The sequence below is a fragment of the Streptomyces sp. NPDC059866 genome (genome assembly GCF_042731325.1).
GTDB lineage: Bacteria > Actinomycetota > Actinomycetes > Streptomycetales > Streptomycetaceae > Streptomyces > Streptomyces flavusporus.
Genome location: NZ_JBHWJT010000023.1, coordinates 53,133 through 74,414 on the forward strand (window position 1 = coordinate 53,133; position 21,282 = coordinate 74,414).

Sequence of the window (21,282 nt, forward strand, 5' to 3'; positions counted from 1 at the left end):
CCGCCGAACTCGACACCGCCCGTCCGCACACTTTCGAGTGAATGATCCACTGTCAATCTGGGCAGAGACTGGTAGTAGAGCGGTGTTCCGAGGCGTGCGATCAGTGTCGTCGATGTTGTGGACGGCGCGAGCAGCGGGAAACCGTCGGCCTGTACCGATGTGCCAAGAAGGCTCGGTAGTCGGCTCAGTGTGATGCTGCCGCTGGTTGGCAAAAGCGCAGATCGACAGCAACAAGAGGTGACAATCAGTGGCCGTGGTCACACCTGCCGGCATGGCGGCTGATCCGGGGCTGTTCACTCCGCGGTCCGTGACCTGGCAGATGCACGGCGACCCCATGATGTGGGTCGCCGGAATCCGCGCGCTCTACCTCCAGGCGCTGCATCCTCGCGCGGTGCGCGGCGTCATGCAGAACTCCGACTTCCGGCGTGACGCCTGGGGGCGGCTCATGCGCACCGCGAGCTTCGTCGGCACCACGACGTACGGCACCACCGAGGCTGCCGAGCGGGCGGGCGCCCGGGTCCGGAAGATCCACAGCATGCTCACGGCGACCGATCCGGAGACGGGTCAGGAATACGGGATCGACGAACCCGACCTGCTGCTGTGGGTGCACTGCGCCGAGATCGACTCCTACCTGCACGTCCTGCGCCGCTCCGGCTACCCGCTCACCGACGCCCAGGCCGACCGCTACATCGCCGAACACCGGGTCAGCGCCCGCCTGGTGGGCCTCGACCCGGCCGCCGTACCCGCCGACCGGGCGGAGATGGCCGCCTACTTCGCGAAGGTGCGGCCCGAACTCACCGCCGGACCCGAGGCGCGGGACGTCGACGACTTCCTGCGCCGGCCGCCGACGCACCCGCTGCTGGTACCGGCGCGCGAACTGCTGTGGCGGCGCGTGGCCGGACTGGCGTACGCCTCCCTGCCGTCGTACGCCCACGAGCTGTACGGGCGTGCGGCCCCCGCACCCGCGACCGTCACCCGCCACCTGCGGCTCACCGGCACCCTGCTGCGCGCCGTTCCCGCCCGGGTGCGCTGGCAACTCCCGCCCCGGCACATCCTGCGGGCGATGGCGCGACTCGGCCCCGGCGCCCGCCCGGCACCGTACAAACTCGAACCACAGGTCGCCATACTGGACGGGCCAGGGGAGGGCGCGGCGGACAGCGACGGGGGCGACGGCACGCGATGGGGGAGACCAGGCTGATCCAGGGCCGGTACCGGCTGCTGGACCTGATCGGGCGCGGGGGCATGGGCGAGGTGTGGCGGGCGCGCGACGAGTCGCTGGGCCGGCACGTCGCCGTGAAGTGCCTCAAACCCCTCGGCCCGCACCACGACCAGTCCTTCACCCGGGTCCTGCGGGAAAGGTTTCGCCGCGAGGCCCGGGTGGCCGCCGCGCTCCAGCACCGCGGCGTGACCGTCGTCCACGACTTCGGCGAGTCCGACGGCGTCCTCTTCCTCGTCATGGAACTGCTGCAGGGCCGCAACCTCAGCCAGCTCCTGGAGGACAACAAGCACCATCCGCTGCCCGTGCCCGACATCGTCGACATCGCCGACCAGGTGGCCGCGGCCCTCGCCTACACACACCGGCAGGGCATCGTGCACCGGGACCTGAAACCCGCCAACATCGTGCGGCTGACCGACGGCACGGTGAAGATCTGCGACTTCGGCATCGCCCGCCTCGGGGCCGACATCGGCTTCACCTCCCGGCTGACCGGCACCGGTGTCGCGATGGGCACCCCGCACTACATGTCGCCGGAGCAGATCGGCGGCGACGAGGTCGACCAGCGCAGCGACCTGTACTCGCTGGGGTGCGTCCTGTACGAACTCGCCACCGGGGTACCGCCGTTCGACCTCGACGACGCCTGGGCGATCCTCGTCGGCCACCGCGACACGCCGCCCGCGCCGCCGCGCACCCACCGTGCCGAGCTGCCGGCCTACCTGGAGCAGATCATCCTGGATCTGCTGGCCAAGCTTCCGGAGCAACGTCCGCGTGACGCCGCCGAGCTGGGGCACAGGATCAGCGCGGGCCGCACCACGCCCCCTTACGTGCCGACGGTCGCCACCGCGCAGCCGCCCGAACCGGCGGCCCGCGAACCGCGGCTGCCGTCCTGGACCCGTGGCATGACCACCGGCCACAAGGCGGCCGGTGCCGCGCTGCGCACCACACCGCCGGACGCCGGCGCCGCGCTCACCAGCGAGTGGATCGCCCGCCCGGGCACGGACCGCATCCCCGCCCCCGTCCCGGACACACCGCCGACCCCGTCCACGGAGGTGCTCACGGCCCTGGCCGGCCGCCACAACGCGGGCCTGAGCCTGGGGCGGCTGGGTCGCTGGGCCGAGGCGGGCGAAGTGCACCGCGCGGTCGCCGCCGAACGCGAGCACCTCCTCGGCCCGGATCACCCCGACACCCTCGCCAGCCGCTACGAGATCGCCTTCACCCTCAGCCGCACCGGACGCGCGGCCGACGCGCTGCGCGAGTACACGCACGTCGCCCGGGCCCGGGAGCGGGTGCTCGGCGCCGACCACGCCGACACCCTCGCCGTCCGGCAGGAAACGGCCTACGTACTGGGCCAGTTGGGGCGGCCCTTCGACGCGCACCAGGAGTACACGCGGGTGCTCGCCGCCCGGGAGCGCACGATGGGCCCCGACCACCCCGACACTCTGCGCTGCCGGCACAACCTCGCCTTCAACCTCAGCAGGCTGGGTCGCCTGGAGGACTCGTACCGCATGGCGTCCGACGTCGCCGCCGCCCGCGCCCGGGTCCTCGGACCCGGCCACCCCGACACCCTGGTCACCCGCTACGAGGTCGCCTACGCGCTGGGCCAGTTGGGCCGCTGGCCGGAGGCGCTGGAGACCTACCGCGAGGTCGCCGAGGCCCGCGCCCAGGCCCTGGGCCCCGACCACCCCGACACCCTCGCCGCCCGCTACGAGATCGGCATCAGCCTCGGCCGCCTCGGCCGCAGCACGGACGCGCTGAAGCTGTACCGCGACCTGATCGACGACCGCACCCGTGTGCACGGCCCCGACCACCCCGAGACCCTGCGCGCCCGGCACGGCCTCGGCGTCAACCTCGGCCGCCTCGGCCGCTGGGAGGAGGCCCTCGCCGAGTCCCGCGACGTGGGCGCGATCCGCGAACGCGTCCTCGGCCCGGACCATCCCGACACCCTGGTCAGCCGCCGCGAGGTCGCGGTCGGCCTGGGCTGGCTCGGCCGCTGGGCGGACGCGCTGGCCCAGTACCGCGCGGTGGCCGCCGCCCGCGAACGCGTCCTCGGCCCGGACCACCCCGACACCCTCGCCAGCCGCAACGACGAGGCCCACTGCCTGGAACAGCTCGGCCGCGGACAGGAGGCGGTCGAGCTGTACCGCAGGGTCGCGGTGCTGCGCCGGCAGCGGGCGGCCGGCGACGCGTGATCCGCACCGGCCCGCTCTGGCCGATTCGGATCACTCCGTGTTACGAAGAGCCATGCCTGCACACGAGGGACATCGCGCATACGACGCCGTCATCGTCGGCGGCGGCCACAACGGCTTGGTCGCCGCCGCCTACCTGGCCCGGGCCGGACGGTCGGTCCTGGTGCTGGAACGGCTGGACCACACCGGGGGCGCCGCCGTCTCCACCCGCCCCTTCCCCGGCGTCGACGCCCGGCTGTCGCGCTACTCGTACCTGGTCAGCCTGCTCCCCCAGAAGATCGTCCGGGACCTCGGCCTGGACGTCCGCCTGCGCACCCGCACGATCTCCTCGTACACGCCCGTCCAGCGCGGCGGCCGTCCGGGCGGCCTGCTCGTGGGCGGCGGCGAGCAGCGGACCCGCGAGGCCTTCGCCCGGCTGACCGGCGGCGAGCGCGAGTACGAGGCCTGGCAGCGCTTCTACGGCAGGACCGCACGCGTCGCCCGAGCCGTGTTCCCCACGCTGACCGAGCCGCTGCCCACCCGGGACGAACTGCGCCGCCGGATCGACGACGAGGACGCCTGGCGGATGCTCTTCGAAGAGCCGATCGGCGTCGCCGTCGAGCACCACTTCGCCGACGACCTGGTCCGCGGTGTGGTCCTCACCGACGCGCTGATCGGCACCTTCGCCGACGCCCATGACACCGAACTCCGGCAGAACCGCTGCTTCCTCTACCACGTGATCGGCGGCGGCACCGGCGACTGGGACGTACCGGTCGGCGGCATGGGTGCCGTGACCGGCGCGCTGACCGACGCGGCCCGCCGGGCGGGCGCCGTCATCGCCACCGGGCACGAGGCGCTGCGGATCGTCACCGACGGCAGCACCGCCGAGGTCACCTACCGCACCCACGACGGGGAAGGCGTCGCCGTCGCCCGGCACGTCCTGGTGAACGCCTCGCCGCAGGAGCTGGCCGCGCTCACCGGTGACACCCCGCCCGCTCCCGCCGAGGGCGCCCAGCTGAAGGTCAACATGCTGCTCAAGCGGCTGCCCCGACTGCGCGACACGTCGGTCGACCCGCGCGAGGCATTCGCCGGCACCTTCCACATCGCTGAGGGATACGAGCAGTTGGCCACCGCGTACGCCCAGGCCGCGGCCGGTGAACTGCCCGCCGCCCCGCCGTCCGAGATCTACTGCCACTCCCTGACCGACCCGACGATCCTCGCCCCGGACCTGGTCGAGCGGGGCTACCAGACCCTCACCCTGTTCGGCCTGCACACCCCCGCCCGCCTGTTCGCCCGGGACAACGACGCCGTGCGCGACGCGCTGCTGAAGGCGACCGTCGACCAGCTCGACGCCCACCTGGCCGAGCCCCTCGCCGACTGCCTGGCCACCGACGCCGACGGCCGGCCGTGCATCGAGGCCAGGACCCCGCTCGACCTGGAGCGGGAACTGCGGCTGCCCGGCGGCAACATCTTCCACCGCGAGCTGTCCTGGCCGTACGCCCAGGAGAGCACGGGCCGCTGGGGCGTGGAGACCCGGCACGCCAACGTGCTGCTGTGCGGGGCGGGCGCGGTGCGCGGCGGCGGGGTCAGCGGGGTGCCCGGGCACAACGCGGCGATGGCGGTGCTGGAGGGAGCCGACGGCCTCGCCGGGTGACGCCCGGGGCGGCGGTGGCCGACGGCTTCGCTGCGTGATGCCAGGGCGGGCGGGGCCGACCGGACCGGGGTGAGCCGGGGGCTTCGCGGGCCGTCAGTCGGCGGAAGCGGTCCAGCCCGTCGCCGTGATGCGGGCCGCGTCGGCAGGGCGCGCCTCGTCGAAGAGGACGGTGCGGTCGGCCTCGACCCGCAGGGCGTCGACGTAGGCGCCACGGCCGACGTACAGCCGGTCGGTGGTGTACCGCCAGCGCAGCGCGAGCCGTGGGGCCGCCGGGAGGTCCGCCGCCAGCCGGTGCCAGACGCGTCCCGACCATCCGGTGGCCAGGCCGGCCGGGTGGGCCTCGGGTTCCTCGCCGTGGCGTGCCGTCGTGAACGGGACCGGCTGCCAGGTGTCGCCGCCGTCCGCGGAGGACTCGAGGACGAGTCCGTCGGCCCGCGGTTCGGTGTCCCACCACAGGGCGCAGCGCAGCCGTGCCCCGCCCGAGGACGTGTCGAGTGCGGGCAGCGTGAGGGTTGCGGTCGTCGCGTTCGCCGTCCCGGAGAACCAGGCGGTACGTCCCCGCGCCGGGCGGACCGGTACGGCGCGCGCCAGGTTGTTCGCGGCGGCGACCCGGGGCGCGGAGCCGGAACGCCACCTGCGCACGGGGTGCACGGAGTTGCCGAGGACGACGAGGAACGAGTCGGTCGTCGGGTCGAGGACGAGTGAGGTGCCGGTGAAGCCGGTGTGCCCCGCCGTGCGCGGGGTGGCCATCGCGCCCATGTACCAGTGCTGGTAGAGCTCGAAGCCGAGGCCGTGCTCGTCCCCGGGGAAGGCGGTGTTGAAGTCGGTGAACATCAGCTCCACCGACTCCGGCCGCAGGATGCGCTCCCGGCCGTAGCGGCCGCCGTTGAGCAGGGTGCGGCCCAGCACGGCCAGGTCCCACGCGTTGGAGAACACCCCCGCGTGACCCGCGACGCCGCCGAGGCTGAAGGCGTTCTCGTCGTGCACCTCGCCCCACACCAGGCCACGGTCCAGCCCCGACCAGGGCTTTCGGGCGTCCTCCGTGGCGGCGATCCTCGGCTTCCAGGAGGCGGGCGGGTTGAAACGAGTGCGGTGCATCCCGAGTGGAGCGGTGATCTCGTCGTGGAGCAGGGCGTCCAGAGTGCGAGCGGTGATCTTCTCCAGGACGAGCTGGAGGGAGATCAGGTTGAGGTCCGAGTAGAGGTAGGCGGTCCCCGGTGGGTTGAGCGGCGCCTCGTTCCAGATGAGCTGGAGCTTCTCCTCGTACGTCGGCGCGTTGTACAGCGGTATCCATGCCCGGAACCCCGAGGTGTGCGTCAGCAGTTGACGGACCGTGATGTCCTGCTTGCCCCCGCCCGCGAAGTCCGGCAGGTACGAGGCGACGGCGGCCTCCAGCTCCAGCGTCCCCCGCTCGATCTGCTGCACGGCGAGGATGGAGGTGAACAGCTTGGACACGGACGCGAGGTCGAAGACGGTGTCCTCGGCCATCGGGATCTGCTCCCCGGCCGGGAACTCGACGCCGGTGTCGGTCTTCTCGTCGTAGGCGGCATAGCGCACCGCCATTCCGATCGGCTCGTGCAGCGCCACGGTGCCGCCGCGCCCGGCGAGCAGCACGGCACCGGCGTACCAGGGGTACTTGGGGGAGGGGCCGAGGAACGCCTCGGCGTCGGTGACGAGTTGGCGCAGATGGGCGGGGAGCAGCCCCGCGCGTTCGGGCGAGCCGGGGCGCAGGGTCGGGTGGCTCGATGCTGCCGGGGCGGCCGCGGCCGGTCCCGCCGGGAAGGGTGCCAGGGCGAGGGCGCCGCCCAAGGCGAGGGTTCCGGTGCCCAGTTGACGGCGGGTGAGGCCGGTCGCCATCTCTTCGCCCATCGAGGACCCTCCCGTACACAGGCTGAAAGTATCTTTCCGGGATCGCCTTGCGGAGTGAAACTTTCCTGTCAGGCGCGGGATGTGTCAATGGGGCGTGCGGTCCGCATGAGGTGACCAAAAAACTGACGGGACGTCAGAAAACCTCTTCCGTCGTCCGCCGGGCTGCGGCATCCTGCGCCCATGCAGACGGAGCTGAGCAAGAAACTGGGAGTCGAGTACGCCGTCTTCGGCTTCACGCCGTTCCCCGCCGTCGCCGCCGCCATCAGCCGGGCCGGCGGCTTCGGAGTGCTCGGCGCGGTCCGCTACACGGCCCCCGACGACCTCAAGCGCGACCTCGACTGGATCGAGGCCCACGCCGAGGGCAGGCCCTACGGCCTGGACGTGGTCATGCCCGCGAAGAAGGTGGAGGGCGTCTCCGAGGCCGACGTCGAGGCGATGATCCCGCAGGGGCACCGGCAGTTCGTGGCGGACACCCTCGCCAAGCACGGGGTGCCCGAACTCCCGGACGGCGAGGCGTCGGGATGGCGCATCACCGGCTGGATGGAGCAGGTCGCCCGCACCCAGCTCGACGTCGCCTTCGACTACCCGATCAGGCTGCTCGCCAACGCCCTCGGCTCACCACCCGCCGACGTCATCGCCCGCGCCCACGACCGGGGCGTGCTGGTCGCCGCGCTCGCGGGCAGTGCCCGGCACGCGCGCAAGCACAAGGACGCCGGCATCGACATCGTCGTGGCCCAGGGCTACGAGGCGGGCGGCCACACCGGCGAGATCGCCTCCATGGTGCTCACCCCCGAGGTCGTCGACGCCGTCGGCCCGCTGCCCGTGCTGGCCGCCGGCGGCATCGGCAGCGGACAACAGGCGGCCGCCGCGCTCGCCCTCGGCGCCCAGGGAGTGTGGACGGGCTCCATCTGGCTGACCACCACCGAGGCCGACCTCCACTCGCCCGCCCTGACCCGCAAACTGCTCGCCGCAGAGTCCGGCGACACCGTCCGCTCCCGCGCCCTGACCGGAAAGCCCGCCCGCCAGCTGCGCACCGAGTGGACCGACGCCTGGGACGACCCCACCGGACCGGGCACCCTGCCCATGCCGCTGCAGGGCCTGCTGGTCGCCGACGCGGTGTCGCGCATCCAGAGGTACGAGGTGGAACCGCTGCTCGGCACGCCGGTCGGCCAGATCGTCGGCCGGATGACCAGCGAGCGCAGCGTCCAGGCCGTCTTCGACGACCTCACCCGCGGCTTCGAGCAGGCCGTGGACCGCATCAACCGCATCGCCGGAAGGAGCGGCCAGTGACGAGCACACCCCCCGCCGGTTTCTGGGCCCAGGCCACCCAGGACCCCGGCCGCACGGTCCTGATCGCGCCGGACGGCGAACAGTGGACCGCCGGCCGTCTGCACGCCGCCGCCAACCGCCTCGTCCACGGCCTGCGCGCGGCCGGGATGGAACGCGGCGACGCCTTCGCCGTCGTCCTCCCCAACTCGGCCGAGTTCTTCACCGCGTACCTGGCCGCCACCCAGGCCGGCTTCTACCTCGTCCCCGTCAACCACCACCTCGTCGGCCCCGAGATCGCCTGGATCGTCTCCGACTCCGGCGCCAAGGTCCTCCTCGCCCACGAGCGTTTCGCCGGACCCGCCCGCCGCGCCGCCGACGAGGCCGGCCTCCCGCCCACCCACCGGTACGCCGTCGGCGAGGTCGAGGGCTTCCGCCCGTACGACCGACTCCTCGACGGGCAACCGGAGTCGGCACCCGCCGACCGCACCCTCGGCTGGGTCATGAACTACACCTCGGGTACGACGGGCCGTCCGCGCGGCATCCGGCGCCCGCTGCCCGGCAAGCTCCCCGAAGAGGCCTACCTCGGCGGCTTCCTCGGCATCTTCGGCATCAGGCCCTTCGACGACAACGTGCACCTGGTCTGCTCGCCGCTCTACCACACGGCCGTCCTCCAGTTCGCGGGCGCGTCCCTGCACATCGGGCACCAGCTGGTCCTCATGGACAAGTGGACCCCGCAGGAGATGCTCCGCCTCGTCGACGCCCACCGGTGCACGCACACCCACATGGTCCCGACCCAGTTCCACCGCCTGCTGGCCCTCCCCGACGACGTGAAGGCGCGCTACGACGTCTCCGCCATGCGGCACGCCATCCACGGCGCCGCGCCCTGTCCCGACCATGTGAAACGGGCCATGATCGACTGGTGGGGCGACTGCGTGGAGGAGTACTACGCGGCCAGCGAGGGCGGCGGCGCCTTCGCCACGACCGAGGACTGGCTGAAGAAACCCGGCACCGTCGGCAAGGCCTGGCCCATCAGTGAACTCGCGATCTTCGACGACGACGGCAACCGGCTCCCGCCCGGTGAACTCGGCACCGTCTACATGAAGATGACCACGGGCGGCTTCAGCTACCACAAGGACGAGGCGAAGACGCGGAAGAACCGCATCGGCGACTTCTTCACCGTCGGCGACCTCGGCGTGCTCGACGAGGACGGCTACCTCTTCCTGCGCGACCGCAAGATCGACCTCATCATCTCGGGCGGCGTCAACATCTACCCCGCCGAGATCGAGTCGGCCCTGCTCGCCCACCCCGCCGTCGCCGACGCCGCCGCCTTCGGCATCCCGCACGACGACTGGGGCGAGGAGGTGAAGGCCGTCGTCGAACCGGCCCCGGACCACGAGCCGGGCCCCGCCCTGGCCGCCGCCCTGCTCGACCACTGCGCCGCACACCTCGCCGGCTACAAACGGCCCAAGAGCGTCGACTTCATCGCCGAGATGCCCCGCGACCCCAACGGCAAGCTGTACAAACGGCGGCTGCGGGAGCCGTACTGGGAGGGACGTACCCGTCCCGTGTGAACGGCGACGGCCCGTGCAGGCGCCAGGGTCGTCGTCGATGACGTCTTCCTCGGCGGAGCGGCGTCCCGGCAGCGGTGGCAGAAGGCTCCGGGCGGACTCACTGATCCGGCGGGGAATACAGCCAGTGCCGCAGCAGGCGGCTCAGCCGTGGCATCACCAGGTACGTCAGCGTCGGCAGCAGCACCAGCGGGAAGACGGCGGCCCGCAGCGGCAGGGGCCAGGCGTCCGTGTGGGGCGTCACCAGCCACTGGATCAGCAGGGTGAACGGATAGGCACCCAGGAACGTGGTGAGCACCATCTTCCAGCGGGCCGGGGCCTGCACGGTGGTGCCGGGCAGACCGAACCAGGTCTCCATCCCGGACGTCGACTGCCGCTCGCTGCCGATCTCCGTGGCGACGCCCGCGATCCGCGCGTGCCATTGCGCCCGCTCGTCCGACTGCAGCCACGCGGCCAGCCGATGCGGATCGGACCAGCGCAGCACCGCGTGGAAGCGGTGACCCCCCTCGGGACGCAGCCACGAGACGCCCTCGTTGCCCGGGAACCGTCTGGCGCAGCGGGTGATCCCGTGCGTCCACTCCTCGAACTCCTGCTCCCGACCGGGACGCACTTCCCAGGTGAAGACCGTGGTGACCGGCTCGCCCCGCCGTACTTCGGTGGTGCTCATGCTCACCACGTGTCCCACGTACGGCGCGGGTCATGCCTCGTGGCCGTGGGTGACCAAGGTGCCGGCCGTCATCGTGAGGGCAGAATCGACGGGCGGCGGCTTGACCTCCCTCGGCGGTCGTCCGAGGATCGGGTGCCATGACGCCCGGACACGGCAGCACGGTCGACGGGGTGCTGCGGCGCAGCGCCCACCGCACCCCGGCACGCGTCGCGGTCGACTTCCGCGACCGCCGCTGGACGTACGAGGAGCTCGACGACGCCGTCTCCCGGGCGGCGAGCGTCCTCCTCGACCGGGGACTCACCCCCGGGGACCGGGTCGGCGCCTACGGCCACAACTCCGACGCCTACCTCATCGCCTTCCTCGCCTGCGCCCGCGCGGGCCTGGTGCACGTGCCGGTGAACCAGAACCTGACCGGCGACGACCTGGCGTACATCGTCGGCCAGTCGGAGAGCTCCCTGGTCCTCGCCGACCCCGACCTGGCCTCCCGACTGCCGGACACCGTGGACGTGCTGCCGCTGCGGGACGCGGACGACTCGCTGCTGAGCCGGCTGCCCGCGGCGGCGCCGTACGACGGTCCGGAACCGCGCAGCGAGGACCTGACGCAGCTGCTGTACACCTCCGGTACGACGGCCCTGCCGAAGGGCGCGATGATGACGCACCGCGCCCTGGTGCACGAGTACCTCAGCGCGATCACCGCCCTCGACCTCAGCGCCGGCGACCGGCCCGTGCACGCGCTGCCGCTCTACCACTCGGCGCAGATGCACGTCTTCCTGCTGCCCTGCCTGGCGGTCGGCGCGACGAACATCATCCTCGACGCGCCGGACGGCGACCGGCTCTTCGACCTGATCGAGACCGGGCGCGTGGACAGCGTGTTCGCCCCGCCCACCGTGTGGATCGGCCTGACGAACCGCCCCGACTTCACCACCCGCGACCTCAGCGGGCTGCGCAAGGCGTACTACGGCGCGTCGATCATGCCGGTCCCCGTCCTGGAACGCCTGCGCGAACGCCTCCCGAAGCTGGCCTTCTACAACTGCTTCGGCCAGAGCGAGATCGGCCCCCTCGCCACCGTCCTCGGCCCCGACGAGCACAAGGGCCGCATGGACTCCTGCGGCCGGCCGGTGCTCTTCGTGGACGCCCGGGTGGTCGACGAGAACGGCAAGGACGTGCCCGACGGAACACCGGGCGAAATCGTCTACCGCTCCCCGCAGTTGTGCGAGGGCTACTGGAACAAGCCGGACGAGACCGCCGAGGCCTTCCGTGACGGCTGGTTCCACTCCGGCGACCTCGCGGTACGCGACCAGGACGGCTACTTCACGATCGTCGACCGGGTGAAGGACGTCATCAACTCCGGTGGCGTCCTGGTCGCTTCACGGCAGGTCGAGGACGCCCTCTACACCCACGACTCCGTCGCCGAGGTCGCCGTCGTCGGCCTGCCCGACGAGAAGTGGGTCGAGGCGGTCACCGCGGTCGTCGTACCCCGCGGTGAGGTCACCGAGGCCGAACTCATCGCCCACGCCCGCGAGAAACTCGCCCCGTTCAAGGCACCGAAGCGCGTCCTCTTCGTGGACGAACTTCCGCGCAACTCCAGCGGCAAGATCCTCAAGCGGGAGCTCCGGGACCGCTTCAGCTGAGGCGGAAGTGTGTTGCGGCGACCGGCCCCAGGCCCCGATGATCGGCGCCATGCCCACCTTCACCGCACCCGACGGCACCCGGCTCGCCCACCACTCGCGCGGTGCCGGCGAGCCGCTCGTCGTCCTGCCCGGCGGGCCCATGCGGGCCTCCGCCTACCTCGGCGACCTGGGCGGGCTCACCGCGCACCGCCGGCTGGTCCTGCTCGACCTGCGCGGCACCGGGGACTCCGCGGTGCCGGCGGATCCGGCGACGTACCGCTGCGACCGACTGGTGGGCGACGTGGAGGCGCTGCGGATCCACCTGGGGCTGGAACGGATGGACCTGCTCGGCCACTCGGCCGGCGGCAGCCTGGCGATGCTGTACGCGGCCCGTCATCCCGAGCGGGTGGCACGGCTGGCGCTGATCACCGCGACCCCGTGGGCGCTGGGCCTGCCCGCGACGGCCGAGGACCGGCTGACCGCGGCACGGCTGCGCAAGGGCGAGCCGTGGTTCGAGGAGGCCTTCCCGGCGTTCGAGCGCTGGCTGGCGGGCGACGGTGACTTCGACCCGGTGTTCCTGCCCTTCTTCTACGGCCGTTGGAACGACACGGCCGCCGCGCACGCCGCGCTCGAGGAGGAGCAGACCAACGACGAGGCAGGGGAGACGTACGGCTCCGACGGTGCCTACGACCCGCCCGCCACCCGCGCCGCAGTGACCGCCCCCGTTCTCGTGTACGCCGGTGAACTCGACGGCGGCCCCCGCCCCGAGCTGGCGCGCCGCGCCGCCGACGTCTTCCCGAACGCCGAGTTCACCGTCCAGCCGGGAGCGGGGCACTTCCCGTGGCTCGACGACCCCGACCGGTTCGCCCGGCGCACCGCCGCCTTCTTCGACGGCGCCTGACGCCCTAACAGTCCGCCGCCACCGCCACCTCGCGCGCCCACCGGTAGTCCGCCTTGCCGCTCGGTGAGCGGCGGATGGACTCCGTGACCACCAGCTGGCGCGGGATCTTGTACCCGGCCAGACGGTCCCGGCAGTGGGTCTGGATGTCCTCCAGGGACGGGGTCGGCGCGCCCTCGCGCAGTTGGACGACCGCCGCGACATGGCTGCCCCACCGGGCGTCCGGAACGCCGGCCACCAGCGCGTCGTACACGTCCGGGTGGGACTTCAGGGCCTGCTCGACCTCCTCCGGGTACACCTTCTCGCCCCCGGTGTTGATGCACTGCGAGCCACGGCCCAGCACGGTCACCACGCCGTCCTCGTCGACGGTGGCCATGTCGCCGAGGAGCACCCATCGCTCGCCGTCCTTCTCGAAGAAGGTCTCGGCGGTTTTCGCCGGGTCGTTGTAGTAGCCGAGCGGAACATGGCCGCACTGGGCGATCCGGCCCACCTCGCCGACGGCCACCGGCTCGTGCGTGGCCGGATCGACCACCTGCGTACGGGAGTTGACGCGGATGCGGAAGCCGCGCTCGGGGCCGGAGTCGTCCGTGGCCGTGCCGTTGAAACCGGACTCCGAGGAGCCGAAGTTGTTCAGCAGCATCACCTGCGGGACGAGGGTGAGGAACTGCTGCCGGACCGTCTCCGACATGACCGCGCCGGACGACGACACGCTGAACATCGAGGAACAGTCCGTCCCCTTCATGGGCCCGGCGAGCGCGTCGATGAGCGGGCGCAGCATCGCGTCGCCGACCAGCGACATGCTGGTGACCTTCTCCCGCTCGACGGTCCGCAGCACCTCCTCGGGCACGAACTTGCGGTGCAGCACGACCCGTTGCCCGAAGTTGAAGCCGATGAACGCGGTCAGGGTGGACGTGCCGTGCATCAGCGGGGGAGCGGGGAAGAAGGTGATGCCCGAACCGCCCGCCGCGACCCGCTCGGCCAGCTCCTGCGGCTTCTTCACCGGCTCACCGGTCGGCGCTCCGCCGCCCAGCCCGGAGAAGAACAGGTCCTCCTGCCGCCACATCACACCCTTCGGCATCCCCGTCGTACCGCCGGTGTAGATGATGAACTGGTCGTCGCCCGAGCGCGCCGGGAACCCGCGCTCCGCCGAGCCGGCGGCCTCGGCCTCGGCGAACGGCACCCCCAGCGAGCCACCGGTGCCCACCCGCACCAGATGCCGCAGCTTCTTTGCCCGCGGCAACGCTGCCGCCACCCGGTCCGTGAACTCCGCGTCGAAGACCAGGGCCACCAGATCGGCGTCCCGGTAGAGGTAGACCAACTCATCTTCCACATAGCGGTAGTTGACGTTGACCGGCACGATCCGTGCCTTGAGGCAGCCGAGCACCGTCTGGAGGTACTCGACGCCGTTGTACAGATGGAGTCCGAGGTGCTCGCCGGGGCGGATCCCGCTGTCGAGCAGGTGGTGGCCGATGCGGTTGGCGGCGGCGTCCAGTGCGGCGTACGTCAGACGGCGCTCCGCACCCGTGCCGGGATGGTCGAGGTACACGAGCGCCTCGCGGTCCGGCACCACGTCCACGACCGACTCGAACAGGTCGGCAAGGTTGTACTCCACCGCTCCTCCTGACCTCGCTGCCCCTCGGTTGCCGGTCATCAGAGCAAAGGGCGGCACAACTGGGAAGGGTCCGCGCAGAGAAAACTGACTGACTGTCAGAAAACCCTTGAAGTGCTTCACCGCCTCCTGCAACCTGTTCTCGTTCCTGCGGACGGAGGACACCCATGGGTGGCACCGAACACCTCACCGTGCAGCGCGAAGGCGCCACGCTGGTGCTCACGCTCAACCGGCCCGACGCCAAGAACGCGCTCTCGCTTCCGATGCTCGTCGGCCTGTACGACGGCTGGGTCGAGGCCGACGAGGACGAGACGATCCGCTCGATCGTGCTGACCGGAGCGGGCGGCGCGTTCTGCGCGGGCATGGACCTCAAGGCCCTGGCCGGGAAGGGCATGGCGGGTCAGCAGTACCGGGACCGGCTCAAGGCCGACCCCGACCTGCACTGGAAGGCGATGCTGCGGCACCACCGCCCCCGCAAACCCGTGATCGCCGCCGTCGAGGGCCACTGTGTCGCGGGCGGCACCGAGATTCTCCAGGGCACCGACATCCGGGTCGCGGGCGAGTCGGCGACCTTCGGCCTGTTCGAGGTCCGGCGCGGGCTGTTCCCGATCGGCGGCTCCACGGTCCGGCTGCAACGCCAGATCCCACGCACCCACGCCCTGGAGATGCTGCTCACCGGACGCCCGTACAGCGCCCGGGAGGCCGCGGACATCGGCCTGATCGGGCAGGTCGTCCCCGACGGCACGGCGCTCGGCAAGGCCCTGGAGATCGCCGAACGGATCAACGCGTGCGGGCCCCTCGCCGTCGAGGCCGTCAAGGCGTCGGTGTACGAGACGGCCGAGATGACCGAGGCGGACGGCCTCGCCGCGGAACTCGCCCGCGGCTGGCCGGTCTTCGACACCGCCGACGCCAAGGAAGGCGCCCGCGCCTTCGCGGAGAAGCGGCCACCCGTCTACAAACGCGCCTGACGAGGGAGTCACCGTGCCCGAAGTCCTCAAAGCCCCCCTGGTCCTCGAGTTCCCTTTCACCCGCTCCCTCGGCCCCGTCCAGAGCGCCTTCCTGACCGGTCTGCGCGAACGCGTCGTCCTCGGCGTCCGCACCTCCGACGCACGCACCCTCGTCCCGCCCGTCGAGTACGACCCCGTCACCGCCGAGGAGCTGCGCGACCTCGTCGAGGTCGCCCCGACGGGCACGGTCACCACCTGGGCCTGGAACCACGCCCCGCGCCGCGGCCAGCCCCTCGACACCCCCTTCGCCTGGGCCCTGGTCCGCCTCGACGGCGCCGACACCGCCCTCCTGCACGCCCTCGACGCCCCCGGCCCCGACACGGTCCGCACCGGCATGCGCGTCCGCATCCGCTGGGCCGAGGAACGCACCGGCGCCATCACCGACATCGCCTGCTTCGAGCCGTACGACGGTGCAGCACCCCGGCTCACCGGTCACGACGGCCACTTCGACCACGCCGTCACCGGCATCGTCGCCCCCGCCCGCCTCGACTACACCTACAGCCCCGGCCGCGCCCAGTCCGCGTACATCGACGCGCTGTCCGGGCACCGCACCGTCGGCGAACGCTGCCCCGCCTGCCGCAAGGTGTACGTGCCGCCCCGCGGCGCCTGCCCCACCTGCGGCGTCGCCACCGCCGAACAGGTCGAGGTCGGCCCGCGCGGCACCGTCACCACGTTCTGCATCGTCAACATCAAGGCGAAGAACCTCGACATCGAAGTGCCGTACGTCTACGCCCACATCGCCCTGGACGGCGCCGATCTCGCCCTGCACGGCCGTATCGGCGGCATCCCCTACGACCGGGTGCGCATGGGACTGCGCGTCGAACCCGTGTGGACGCAAGGGTCCCGCTACCCCGACCACTACCGGCCCACCGGCGAACCCGACGCGGACTACGACACGTACAAGGAGTTGCTGTGACCCGGGACATCGCCGTCGTCGCCTTCGCGCAGACCGACCACCGGCGCACCAGCGACGAGCTCTCCGAGGTGGAGATGCTCATGCCGGTCCTGCACGAGGTGCTCGACCGCACCGGCCTGCAGACCGCCGACATCGGTTTCACCTGCTCCGGTTCCAGCGACTACCTGGCCGGCCGTGCCTTCTCCTTCACCCTCGCCCTGGACGGGGTGGGCGCCTGGCCGCCGATCTCCGAGTCGCACGTCGAGACGGACGGGGCCTGGGCGCTGTACGAGGCGTGGACCACGCTGCTCACCGGCGAGGCGGACACCGCCCTCGTGTACGCGTACGGCAAGTCCTCACCCGGCTCGGTGCGCGACGTGCTCACCCGCCAGCTCGACCCGTACTACGTCGCGCCCCTGTGGCCCGACTCCGTGGCTCTCGCCGCCCTCCAGGCGCAGGCCCTCATCGACGCCGGCGAGACCGACGAACCCGCGCTCGCGGCCGTCGCCGCCCGCAGCCGGGCGGCCGGTCAGGACAACCCCCATGCCCAGCTGAGAGGTTCGGTGCCGCACGGGGACTACCTCGTACGGCCCCTGCGCACCGGCGACTGCCCGCCCGTCGGCGACGGCGCCGCCGCCGTGATCCTCGCCGCCGGGGAGCGGGCCCGCGCGCTGTGCGCACGGCCCGCCTGGATCCGCGGCATCGACCACCGCATCGAGGCACACGCACTCGGTGTGCGCGACCTGACCGACTCGCCCTCCACCCGCCTGGCGGCCGAGCGGGCCGGCGCCTTCGACCGGCCGGTCGACACGGCCGAGCTGCACGCGCCGTTCACCGCGCAGGAGATCGTCCTGCGCAAGGCGCTGCGGCTCGACGACACGGTGCGCGTCAACCCGTCCGGCGGCCCGCTCGCCGCCAACCCGGTCATGGCCGCCGGGCTCATCCGCATCGGCGAGGCGGCCGCCCGTGTCCACCGCGGTGCGTCCGACCGGGCCCTCGCCCACGCCACGTCCGGTCCCTGTCTGCAACAGAACCTGGTCGCCGTACTCGAAGGGGATCCACGATGAGCAAGGAGCCTGTGGCCGTCGTCGGGATCGGCCAGACCAAGCACGTCGCCGCCCGCCGGGACGTGTCGATCGCGGGCCTGGTCCGCGAGGCCGCCCGACGTGCCCTGGCCGACGCCGAGTTGACGTGGGCCGACATCGACGCCGTCGTCATCGGCAAGGCGCCCGACTTCTTCGAGGGCGTCATGATGCCGGAGCTGTACCTCGCCGACGCGCTCGGTGCGGTGGGCAAGCCGATGCTGCGCGTGCACACGGCCGGATCGGTCGGCGGGTCCACCGCACTCGTCGCGGCGAACCTGGTCGCGGCGCGCGTGCACGGCACCGTCCTCACGCTCGCCTTCGAGAAGCAGTCCGAGTCCAACGCCATGTGGGGCCTGTCCCTGCCGATCCCCTTCCAGCAGCCGCTGCTCGCCGGTGCGGGCGGCTTCTTCGCCCCCCACGTGCGTGCGTACATGCGACGCAGCGGCGCGCCCGACACCGTCGGCTCGCTGGTCGCCTACAAGGACCGGCGCAATGCCCTGAAGAACCCCTACGCCCACCTCCACGAGCACGACATCACCCTGGAGAAGGTCCAGGCCTCGCCCATGCTCTGGGACCCGATCCGCTACTCCGAGACCTGCCCCTCCTCCGACGGTGCCTGCGCCATGGTCCTGACCGACCGGGCCGGCGCGGCCCGCGCGCCCCGGCCGCCCGCCTGGATGCTGGGCGGGGCGATGCGCAGCGAACCGACCCTGTTCGCCGGCAAGGACTTCGTGTCGCCGCGGGCCGGGCGGGACTGCGCCGCCGACGTGTACCGGCAGGCGGGGATCGCCGACCCGCGCCGGGACATCGACGCCGTCGAGATGTACGTGCCGTTCTCCTGGTACGAGCCGATGTGGCTGGAGAACCTCGGCTTCGCAGCCGAGGGCGAGGGCTGGAAGCTCACCGAGTCCGGGGTGACCGAACTCGACGGGGACCTGCCCGTCAACATGTCGGGCGGCGTGCTGTCCACCAACCCGATCGGCGCCTCCGGCATGATCCGCTTCGCCGAGGCCGCGCTCCAGGTGCGCGGACAGGCGGGCGAGCACCAGGTGGACGGCGCCCGCAGGGTGCTCGGGCACGCCTACGGAGGCGGCTCCCAGTTCTTCTCCATGTGGCTCGTGGGCTCCGCGCCCCCGCCCTCCTGAAAGGTCCCCCTCACGTGGCCTGTTGGCCATGGGAACCGATCGCTAGGCTGGCCGCGGACGACGAGTCGGGAGGAGCACGGACGTGGCCGAGACCACCACCCAGCAGAAGCCGCTCATGGGCTGGGACAAGCCGGAACTGGACCTGAGCAAGGCCGAATGGCAGTCCAGCAGCCGCGGCCTGGGGGATGTCCAGATCGCTTTCGTCGAGGGTTTCATCGCCATGCGCAACAGCGACCGCCCGGAGAGCCCCTCCCTCATCTTCACCCCCGCCGAGTGGGGTGCGTTCGTGTCGGGGGCACGGGAAGGCGAGTTCGACCTGACCTGAACCCGGGCAGCCACGTGGACGGGCCGAACCGGGGGTGTTCCGCCCGTGTTTTCCGGACACGCGATCCGGTGAACCCACCCGGGGCCACGCCTGAGCGAGGCTGGCCCTGGAAGAGATGGTGGGTCGCCGTCCGGAGGTGAGGACCCCATGAGCACCCTGCCGGTCATCGCGGCGTTCGACGGTTCGGACGACAGTCTGCGGGCCCTGGACTGGGCTCTCGACGCCGCCCGCAGACGTGCGGTACCCCTGCGGGTGGTCCATGTGCGGCAGTACGCCGTACGGGTACCCGCCGGTGTCGAGGTCGCCCGGCTGCCGGAGCCGGAGGACGACCCGGTGCTCGCCCGGGCCCGTGCGCACCTGGCCGGGCGCACCGACGGGCCGGTCGTGGAGTACCGCGGTCCGGAGGGCACCCCCAGTGCGGTACTGCCCGGACTGGGCGCCGAAGCCCAGCTGATGGTGCTCGGCTCCCGGGGCCGCGGCGGCTTCGCCCGGCTGCTGCTCGGCTCCAACGGCCTGGCCGCCGCCCGCGACGCCGAGTGTCCGGTCGTCGTGGTGCCCCGGCCCGGCCGCGAGGTCGACGACGCGCCGCCGCAGGAGCCGGGACCCCGGGTGGTCGTCGGTCTCAACGTGGACGGACCCGACGACGCCGCTCTCACCTTCGCCTTCACCGAGGCCGCCCTGCGCGACGCCCGCCTCCAGGTGATCGCCGCCTACCCGTGGCCGGTACAGCTGTGGGCGGGAGCCGTCGGTGAGCTGGTCCCGACCGGGATCGACCAGGACGCCGTCGAGAACGAGACGCGGGCCCTCGCGGAGGGCTTCCTCGCCCCGCACCGCGGGCGCCACCCGGGGGTCCGGGCCGAACCGTACGTGGTCCCGGGCGACGCGGCCGGCCACCTCGTCGCCAACTCGAAGGACGCCGAGCTGGTCGTCGTGGGCCGGCACCGCCGCCGGCTGCTCGCGCCCGCCCGCATGATGGGCTCGGTCACGCACGCCGTACTCCTGCACGCGGCGAGCCCCGTGGCCGTGGTGCCCCCGGCACCGCCGGAGGAATGACCCGGCCCCCGCGCGTCCCCCAACCCTCACTCACTCCCGTTCGTTAATGGTTGTGCGCGCACGTATCATTAGCATCATGCAGGACTCGCTCAGCAGGGACGCCCGGATCGCCCTGGATCTCGCCCTGACCGTCCGGCACGACGGACACGGCGGCGTCGCCGACGACCTCACCGACCCGGCGGGCCTCACCACGTGGGTGCGCGCGCACCCCGACACCGTCCCCGATGCCACCGTCTACACCGCCGACGCCGAGGCCCTGACCGCCGTCCGCGAGCTGCGCGCCGCCGTCCGCGCCCTCTTCGCCCGCGCCGTGCGCCCCGCCGAGCCCAGCCCGGCCGACGCGGCCCGCCTGCTGCCCGTGCCCGAAGCCCTCGCCCGCCTCAACGCCGCGGCCGCCCGCACGCCCACCGTCCCCGTCCTGCACTGGCCGGACGACGCCGGCCCCGCCCTGCACCGGCAGGCCGTGCACGGCGACGCGGAGCTCACCGCGGTGCTCGCACAGGCCGCCGTCGCCTTCCTCGCGAGCCCCGACCGGCAGCGGCTGCGCGCCTGCCATGCGCCGCGCTGTGTGCGCTACTTCCTCAAGGAGCACCCACGCCAGGAATGGTGCACACCGTCCTGCGGAAACCGCGCCCGCGTCGCCCGACACCACGAACGGCACCGGAAGCCCGCGTAGGCCTGCCCGAACGCCGCACGTGCGGCCGCCCACCCGACGCCGACGACCTGCGGGCACGTACCATGGCGGCATGTCCTTCCTCCGCCGCCGCAGCGCCACCCCCGCAGGGCCCGACTTCGACGTGCTGGCCATGGACCCGGGCGACTGGCCCGGCAATCTGGGCGCGGGCCTGCTGCCCGCCCCCGACGGCACCTGCCAGGGCGTGTTCCTGCGCTACGACCTGTTCGGCGGCCGCGGCCCCGCGATGATCATCGGCAATCTGCCGGAGGGCTCCCCGGCCCGCGAGATCGCCGAGGGGCAGATCCCCTTCGAGGTGGCCCAGCTGCTGCTGGCCCTGGAGAACGACGAGGAGGTGACCGTCGTCGGCACCGAGGACGTGCCGGTGATGCAGGGCGACAACCTCCTCATCGTGCGCCGTCTGAAGCTCTCCGAGAGCCGGATCTCCTGCGTGCAGTTCGACCGCAGCGACAACGTCCTGGTCACCATCGCCGCCTGGGACCGCCCCATCACCGACGACCTGTACGCCCTGCTGAAGCCGCTGCCCGCGGAGCTGTTCCAGCAGGGCTGAGGC

18 protein-coding genes and 1 pseudogene are annotated in these 21,282 nt (G+C 72.5%); 16 read left to right on the forward strand and 3 right to left on the reverse strand.

The genetic code is table 11. The features are described 5' to 3' along the window. Nucleotides 1–271: 271 nt before the first annotated feature. The 3 genes from ACFV7R_RS31480 to ACFV7R_RS31490 are packed head-to-tail and all read left to right on the forward strand — an operon-like array spanning nucleotide 272 to nucleotide 5,035. The gene (locus tag ACFV7R_RS31480; RefSeq protein WP_385269507.1) at nucleotides 272–1,198 is read left to right on the forward strand and encodes an oxygenase MpaB family protein; all 927 of its coding nucleotides are present in this window, start codon (nucleotides 272–274) and stop codon (nucleotides 1,196–1,198) included. Continuing rightward, nucleotides 1,180–3,405, forward strand: a complete 2,226-nt coding sequence (locus ACFV7R_RS31485; RefSeq protein WP_385269509.1) for a tetratricopeptide repeat protein — start codon at nucleotides 1,180–1,182, stop codon at nucleotides 3,403–3,405. The genes ACFV7R_RS31480 and ACFV7R_RS31485 overlap by 19 nt, the downstream gene beginning before the upstream one ends. A 52-nt stretch (nucleotides 3,406–3,457) precedes the next feature. Further along, a complete protein-coding gene (locus ACFV7R_RS31490; protein ID WP_385269511.1) occupies nucleotides 3,458–5,035 on the forward strand; it encodes a phytoene desaturase family protein in 1,578 nt (525 codons plus the stop codon). Nucleotides 5,036–5,128: 93 nt separating this feature from the next. Here the strand turns inward: ACFV7R_RS31490 and ACFV7R_RS31495 are convergent, their stop codons facing one another. After that, a complete protein-coding gene (locus ACFV7R_RS31495; protein ID WP_385269513.1) occupies nucleotides 5,129–6,904 on the reverse strand; it encodes a serine hydrolase in 1,776 nt (591 codons plus the stop codon). A 180-nt stretch (nucleotides 6,905–7,084) separates the two neighbouring features. On the opposite strand from ACFV7R_RS31495, the gene ACFV7R_RS31500 reads away from it, so the two are divergent. The 3 genes and pseudogenes from ACFV7R_RS31500 to ACFV7R_RS31510 all read left to right on the forward strand — a co-directional run. Continuing rightward, complete coding sequence (locus ACFV7R_RS31500) at nucleotides 7,085–8,194, forward strand: nitronate monooxygenase (protein WP_385269515.1); 1,110 nt, start codon at nucleotides 7,085–7,087, stop codon at nucleotides 8,192–8,194. After that, complete coding sequence (locus ACFV7R_RS31505) at nucleotides 8,191–9,744, forward strand: acyl-CoA synthetase (protein ID WP_385269517.1); 1,554 nt, start codon at nucleotides 8,191–8,193, stop codon at nucleotides 9,742–9,744. Before ACFV7R_RS31500 ends, ACFV7R_RS31505 begins: the two co-directional genes overlap by 4 nt. Nucleotides 9,745–9,747: 3 nt before the next feature. Continuing rightward, a pseudogene (locus tag ACFV7R_RS31510) lies at nucleotides 9,748–9,843 on the forward strand (chloramphenicol phosphotransferase); the annotation flags it as partial. On the opposite strand, the gene ACFV7R_RS31515 reads toward ACFV7R_RS31510, so the two are convergent. Then, nucleotides 9,842–10,408: an antibiotic biosynthesis monooxygenase gene (locus ACFV7R_RS31515; protein ID WP_385269519.1), complete on the reverse strand. Its 567-nt coding sequence runs from the start codon at nucleotides 10,406–10,408 to the stop codon at nucleotides 9,842–9,844. The pseudogene ACFV7R_RS31510 and the gene ACFV7R_RS31515 overlap by 2 nt on opposite strands. A gap of 137 nt (nucleotides 10,409–10,545) precedes the next feature. Here ACFV7R_RS31515 and ACFV7R_RS31520 point away from each other — a divergent pair, with 137 nt between their 5' ends. Both ACFV7R_RS31520 and ACFV7R_RS31525 read left to right on the forward strand, forming a co-directional pair. After that, nucleotides 10,546–12,039 (forward strand): acyl-CoA synthetase, encoded by a 1,494-nt coding sequence (locus ACFV7R_RS31520; protein WP_385269521.1) that lies wholly within the window; start codon nucleotides 10,546–10,548, stop codon nucleotides 12,037–12,039. Between the two features lie 49 nt (nucleotides 12,040–12,088). Beyond that, on the forward strand, nucleotides 12,089–12,919 hold the full coding sequence (locus ACFV7R_RS31525; RefSeq protein WP_385269523.1) for an alpha/beta fold hydrolase: 831 nt from the start codon (nucleotides 12,089–12,091) through the stop codon (nucleotides 12,917–12,919). A 4-nt stretch (nucleotides 12,920–12,923) separates the two neighbouring features. Here the strand turns inward: ACFV7R_RS31525 and ACFV7R_RS31530 are convergent, their stop codons facing one another. Continuing rightward, nucleotides 12,924–14,528 carry an acyl-CoA synthetase gene (locus tag ACFV7R_RS31530; RefSeq protein ID WP_385269525.1) on the reverse strand — a complete coding sequence of 535 codons (1,605 nt, stop codon included), beginning with the start codon at nucleotides 14,526–14,528 and terminating at the stop codon, nucleotides 12,924–12,926. A gap of 164 nt (nucleotides 14,529–14,692) precedes the next feature. On the opposite strand from ACFV7R_RS31530, the gene ACFV7R_RS31535 reads away from it, so the two are divergent. The 8 genes from ACFV7R_RS31535 to ACFV7R_RS31570 all read left to right on the forward strand — a co-directional run bounded on the left by ACFV7R_RS31535 (nucleotide 14,693) and on the right by ACFV7R_RS31570 (nucleotide 21,279). Then, nucleotides 14,693–15,493: a crotonase/enoyl-CoA hydratase family protein gene (locus ACFV7R_RS31535; RefSeq protein ID WP_385269527.1), complete on the forward strand. Its 801-nt coding sequence runs from the start codon at nucleotides 14,693–14,695 to the stop codon at nucleotides 15,491–15,493. A gap of 13 nt (nucleotides 15,494–15,506) precedes the next feature. Further along, entirely contained in the window at nucleotides 15,507–16,448 is a 942-nt protein-coding gene (locus ACFV7R_RS31540; protein ID WP_385269529.1) for a Zn-ribbon domain-containing OB-fold protein, read from the forward strand. Next, nucleotides 16,445–17,494: a thiolase domain-containing protein gene (locus tag ACFV7R_RS31545; protein ID WP_385269531.1), complete on the forward strand. Its 1,050-nt coding sequence runs from the start codon at nucleotides 16,445–16,447 to the stop codon at nucleotides 17,492–17,494. The genes ACFV7R_RS31540 and ACFV7R_RS31545 overlap by 4 nt, the downstream gene beginning before the upstream one ends. Continuing rightward, nucleotides 17,491–18,657 carry a thiolase domain-containing protein gene (locus ACFV7R_RS31550; protein ID WP_385269533.1) on the forward strand — a complete coding sequence of 389 codons (1,167 nt, stop codon included), beginning with the start codon at nucleotides 17,491–17,493 and terminating at the stop codon, nucleotides 18,655–18,657. Before ACFV7R_RS31545 ends, ACFV7R_RS31550 begins: the two co-directional genes overlap by 4 nt. 82 nt (nucleotides 18,658–18,739) lie before the next feature. Then, the gene (locus tag ACFV7R_RS31555; protein ID WP_129797712.1) at nucleotides 18,740–18,982 is read left to right on the forward strand and encodes a DUF397 domain-containing protein; all 243 of its coding nucleotides are present in this window, start codon (nucleotides 18,740–18,742) and stop codon (nucleotides 18,980–18,982) included. 147 nt (nucleotides 18,983–19,129) lie between these two features. Further along, complete coding sequence (locus ACFV7R_RS31560) at nucleotides 19,130–20,035, forward strand: universal stress protein (protein ID WP_385269535.1); 906 nt, start codon at nucleotides 19,130–19,132, stop codon at nucleotides 20,033–20,035. A 76-nt stretch (nucleotides 20,036–20,111) separates the two neighbouring features. Then, a complete protein-coding gene (locus ACFV7R_RS31565; protein WP_385269537.1) occupies nucleotides 20,112–20,711 on the forward strand; it encodes a CGNR zinc finger domain-containing protein in 600 nt (199 codons plus the stop codon). A gap of 70 nt (nucleotides 20,712–20,781) precedes the next feature. Continuing rightward, nucleotides 20,782–21,279: a hypothetical protein gene (locus ACFV7R_RS31570; RefSeq protein ID WP_129797715.1), complete on the forward strand. Its 498-nt coding sequence runs from the start codon at nucleotides 20,782–20,784 to the stop codon at nucleotides 21,277–21,279. Nucleotides 21,280–21,282 lie beyond the last annotated feature (3 nt).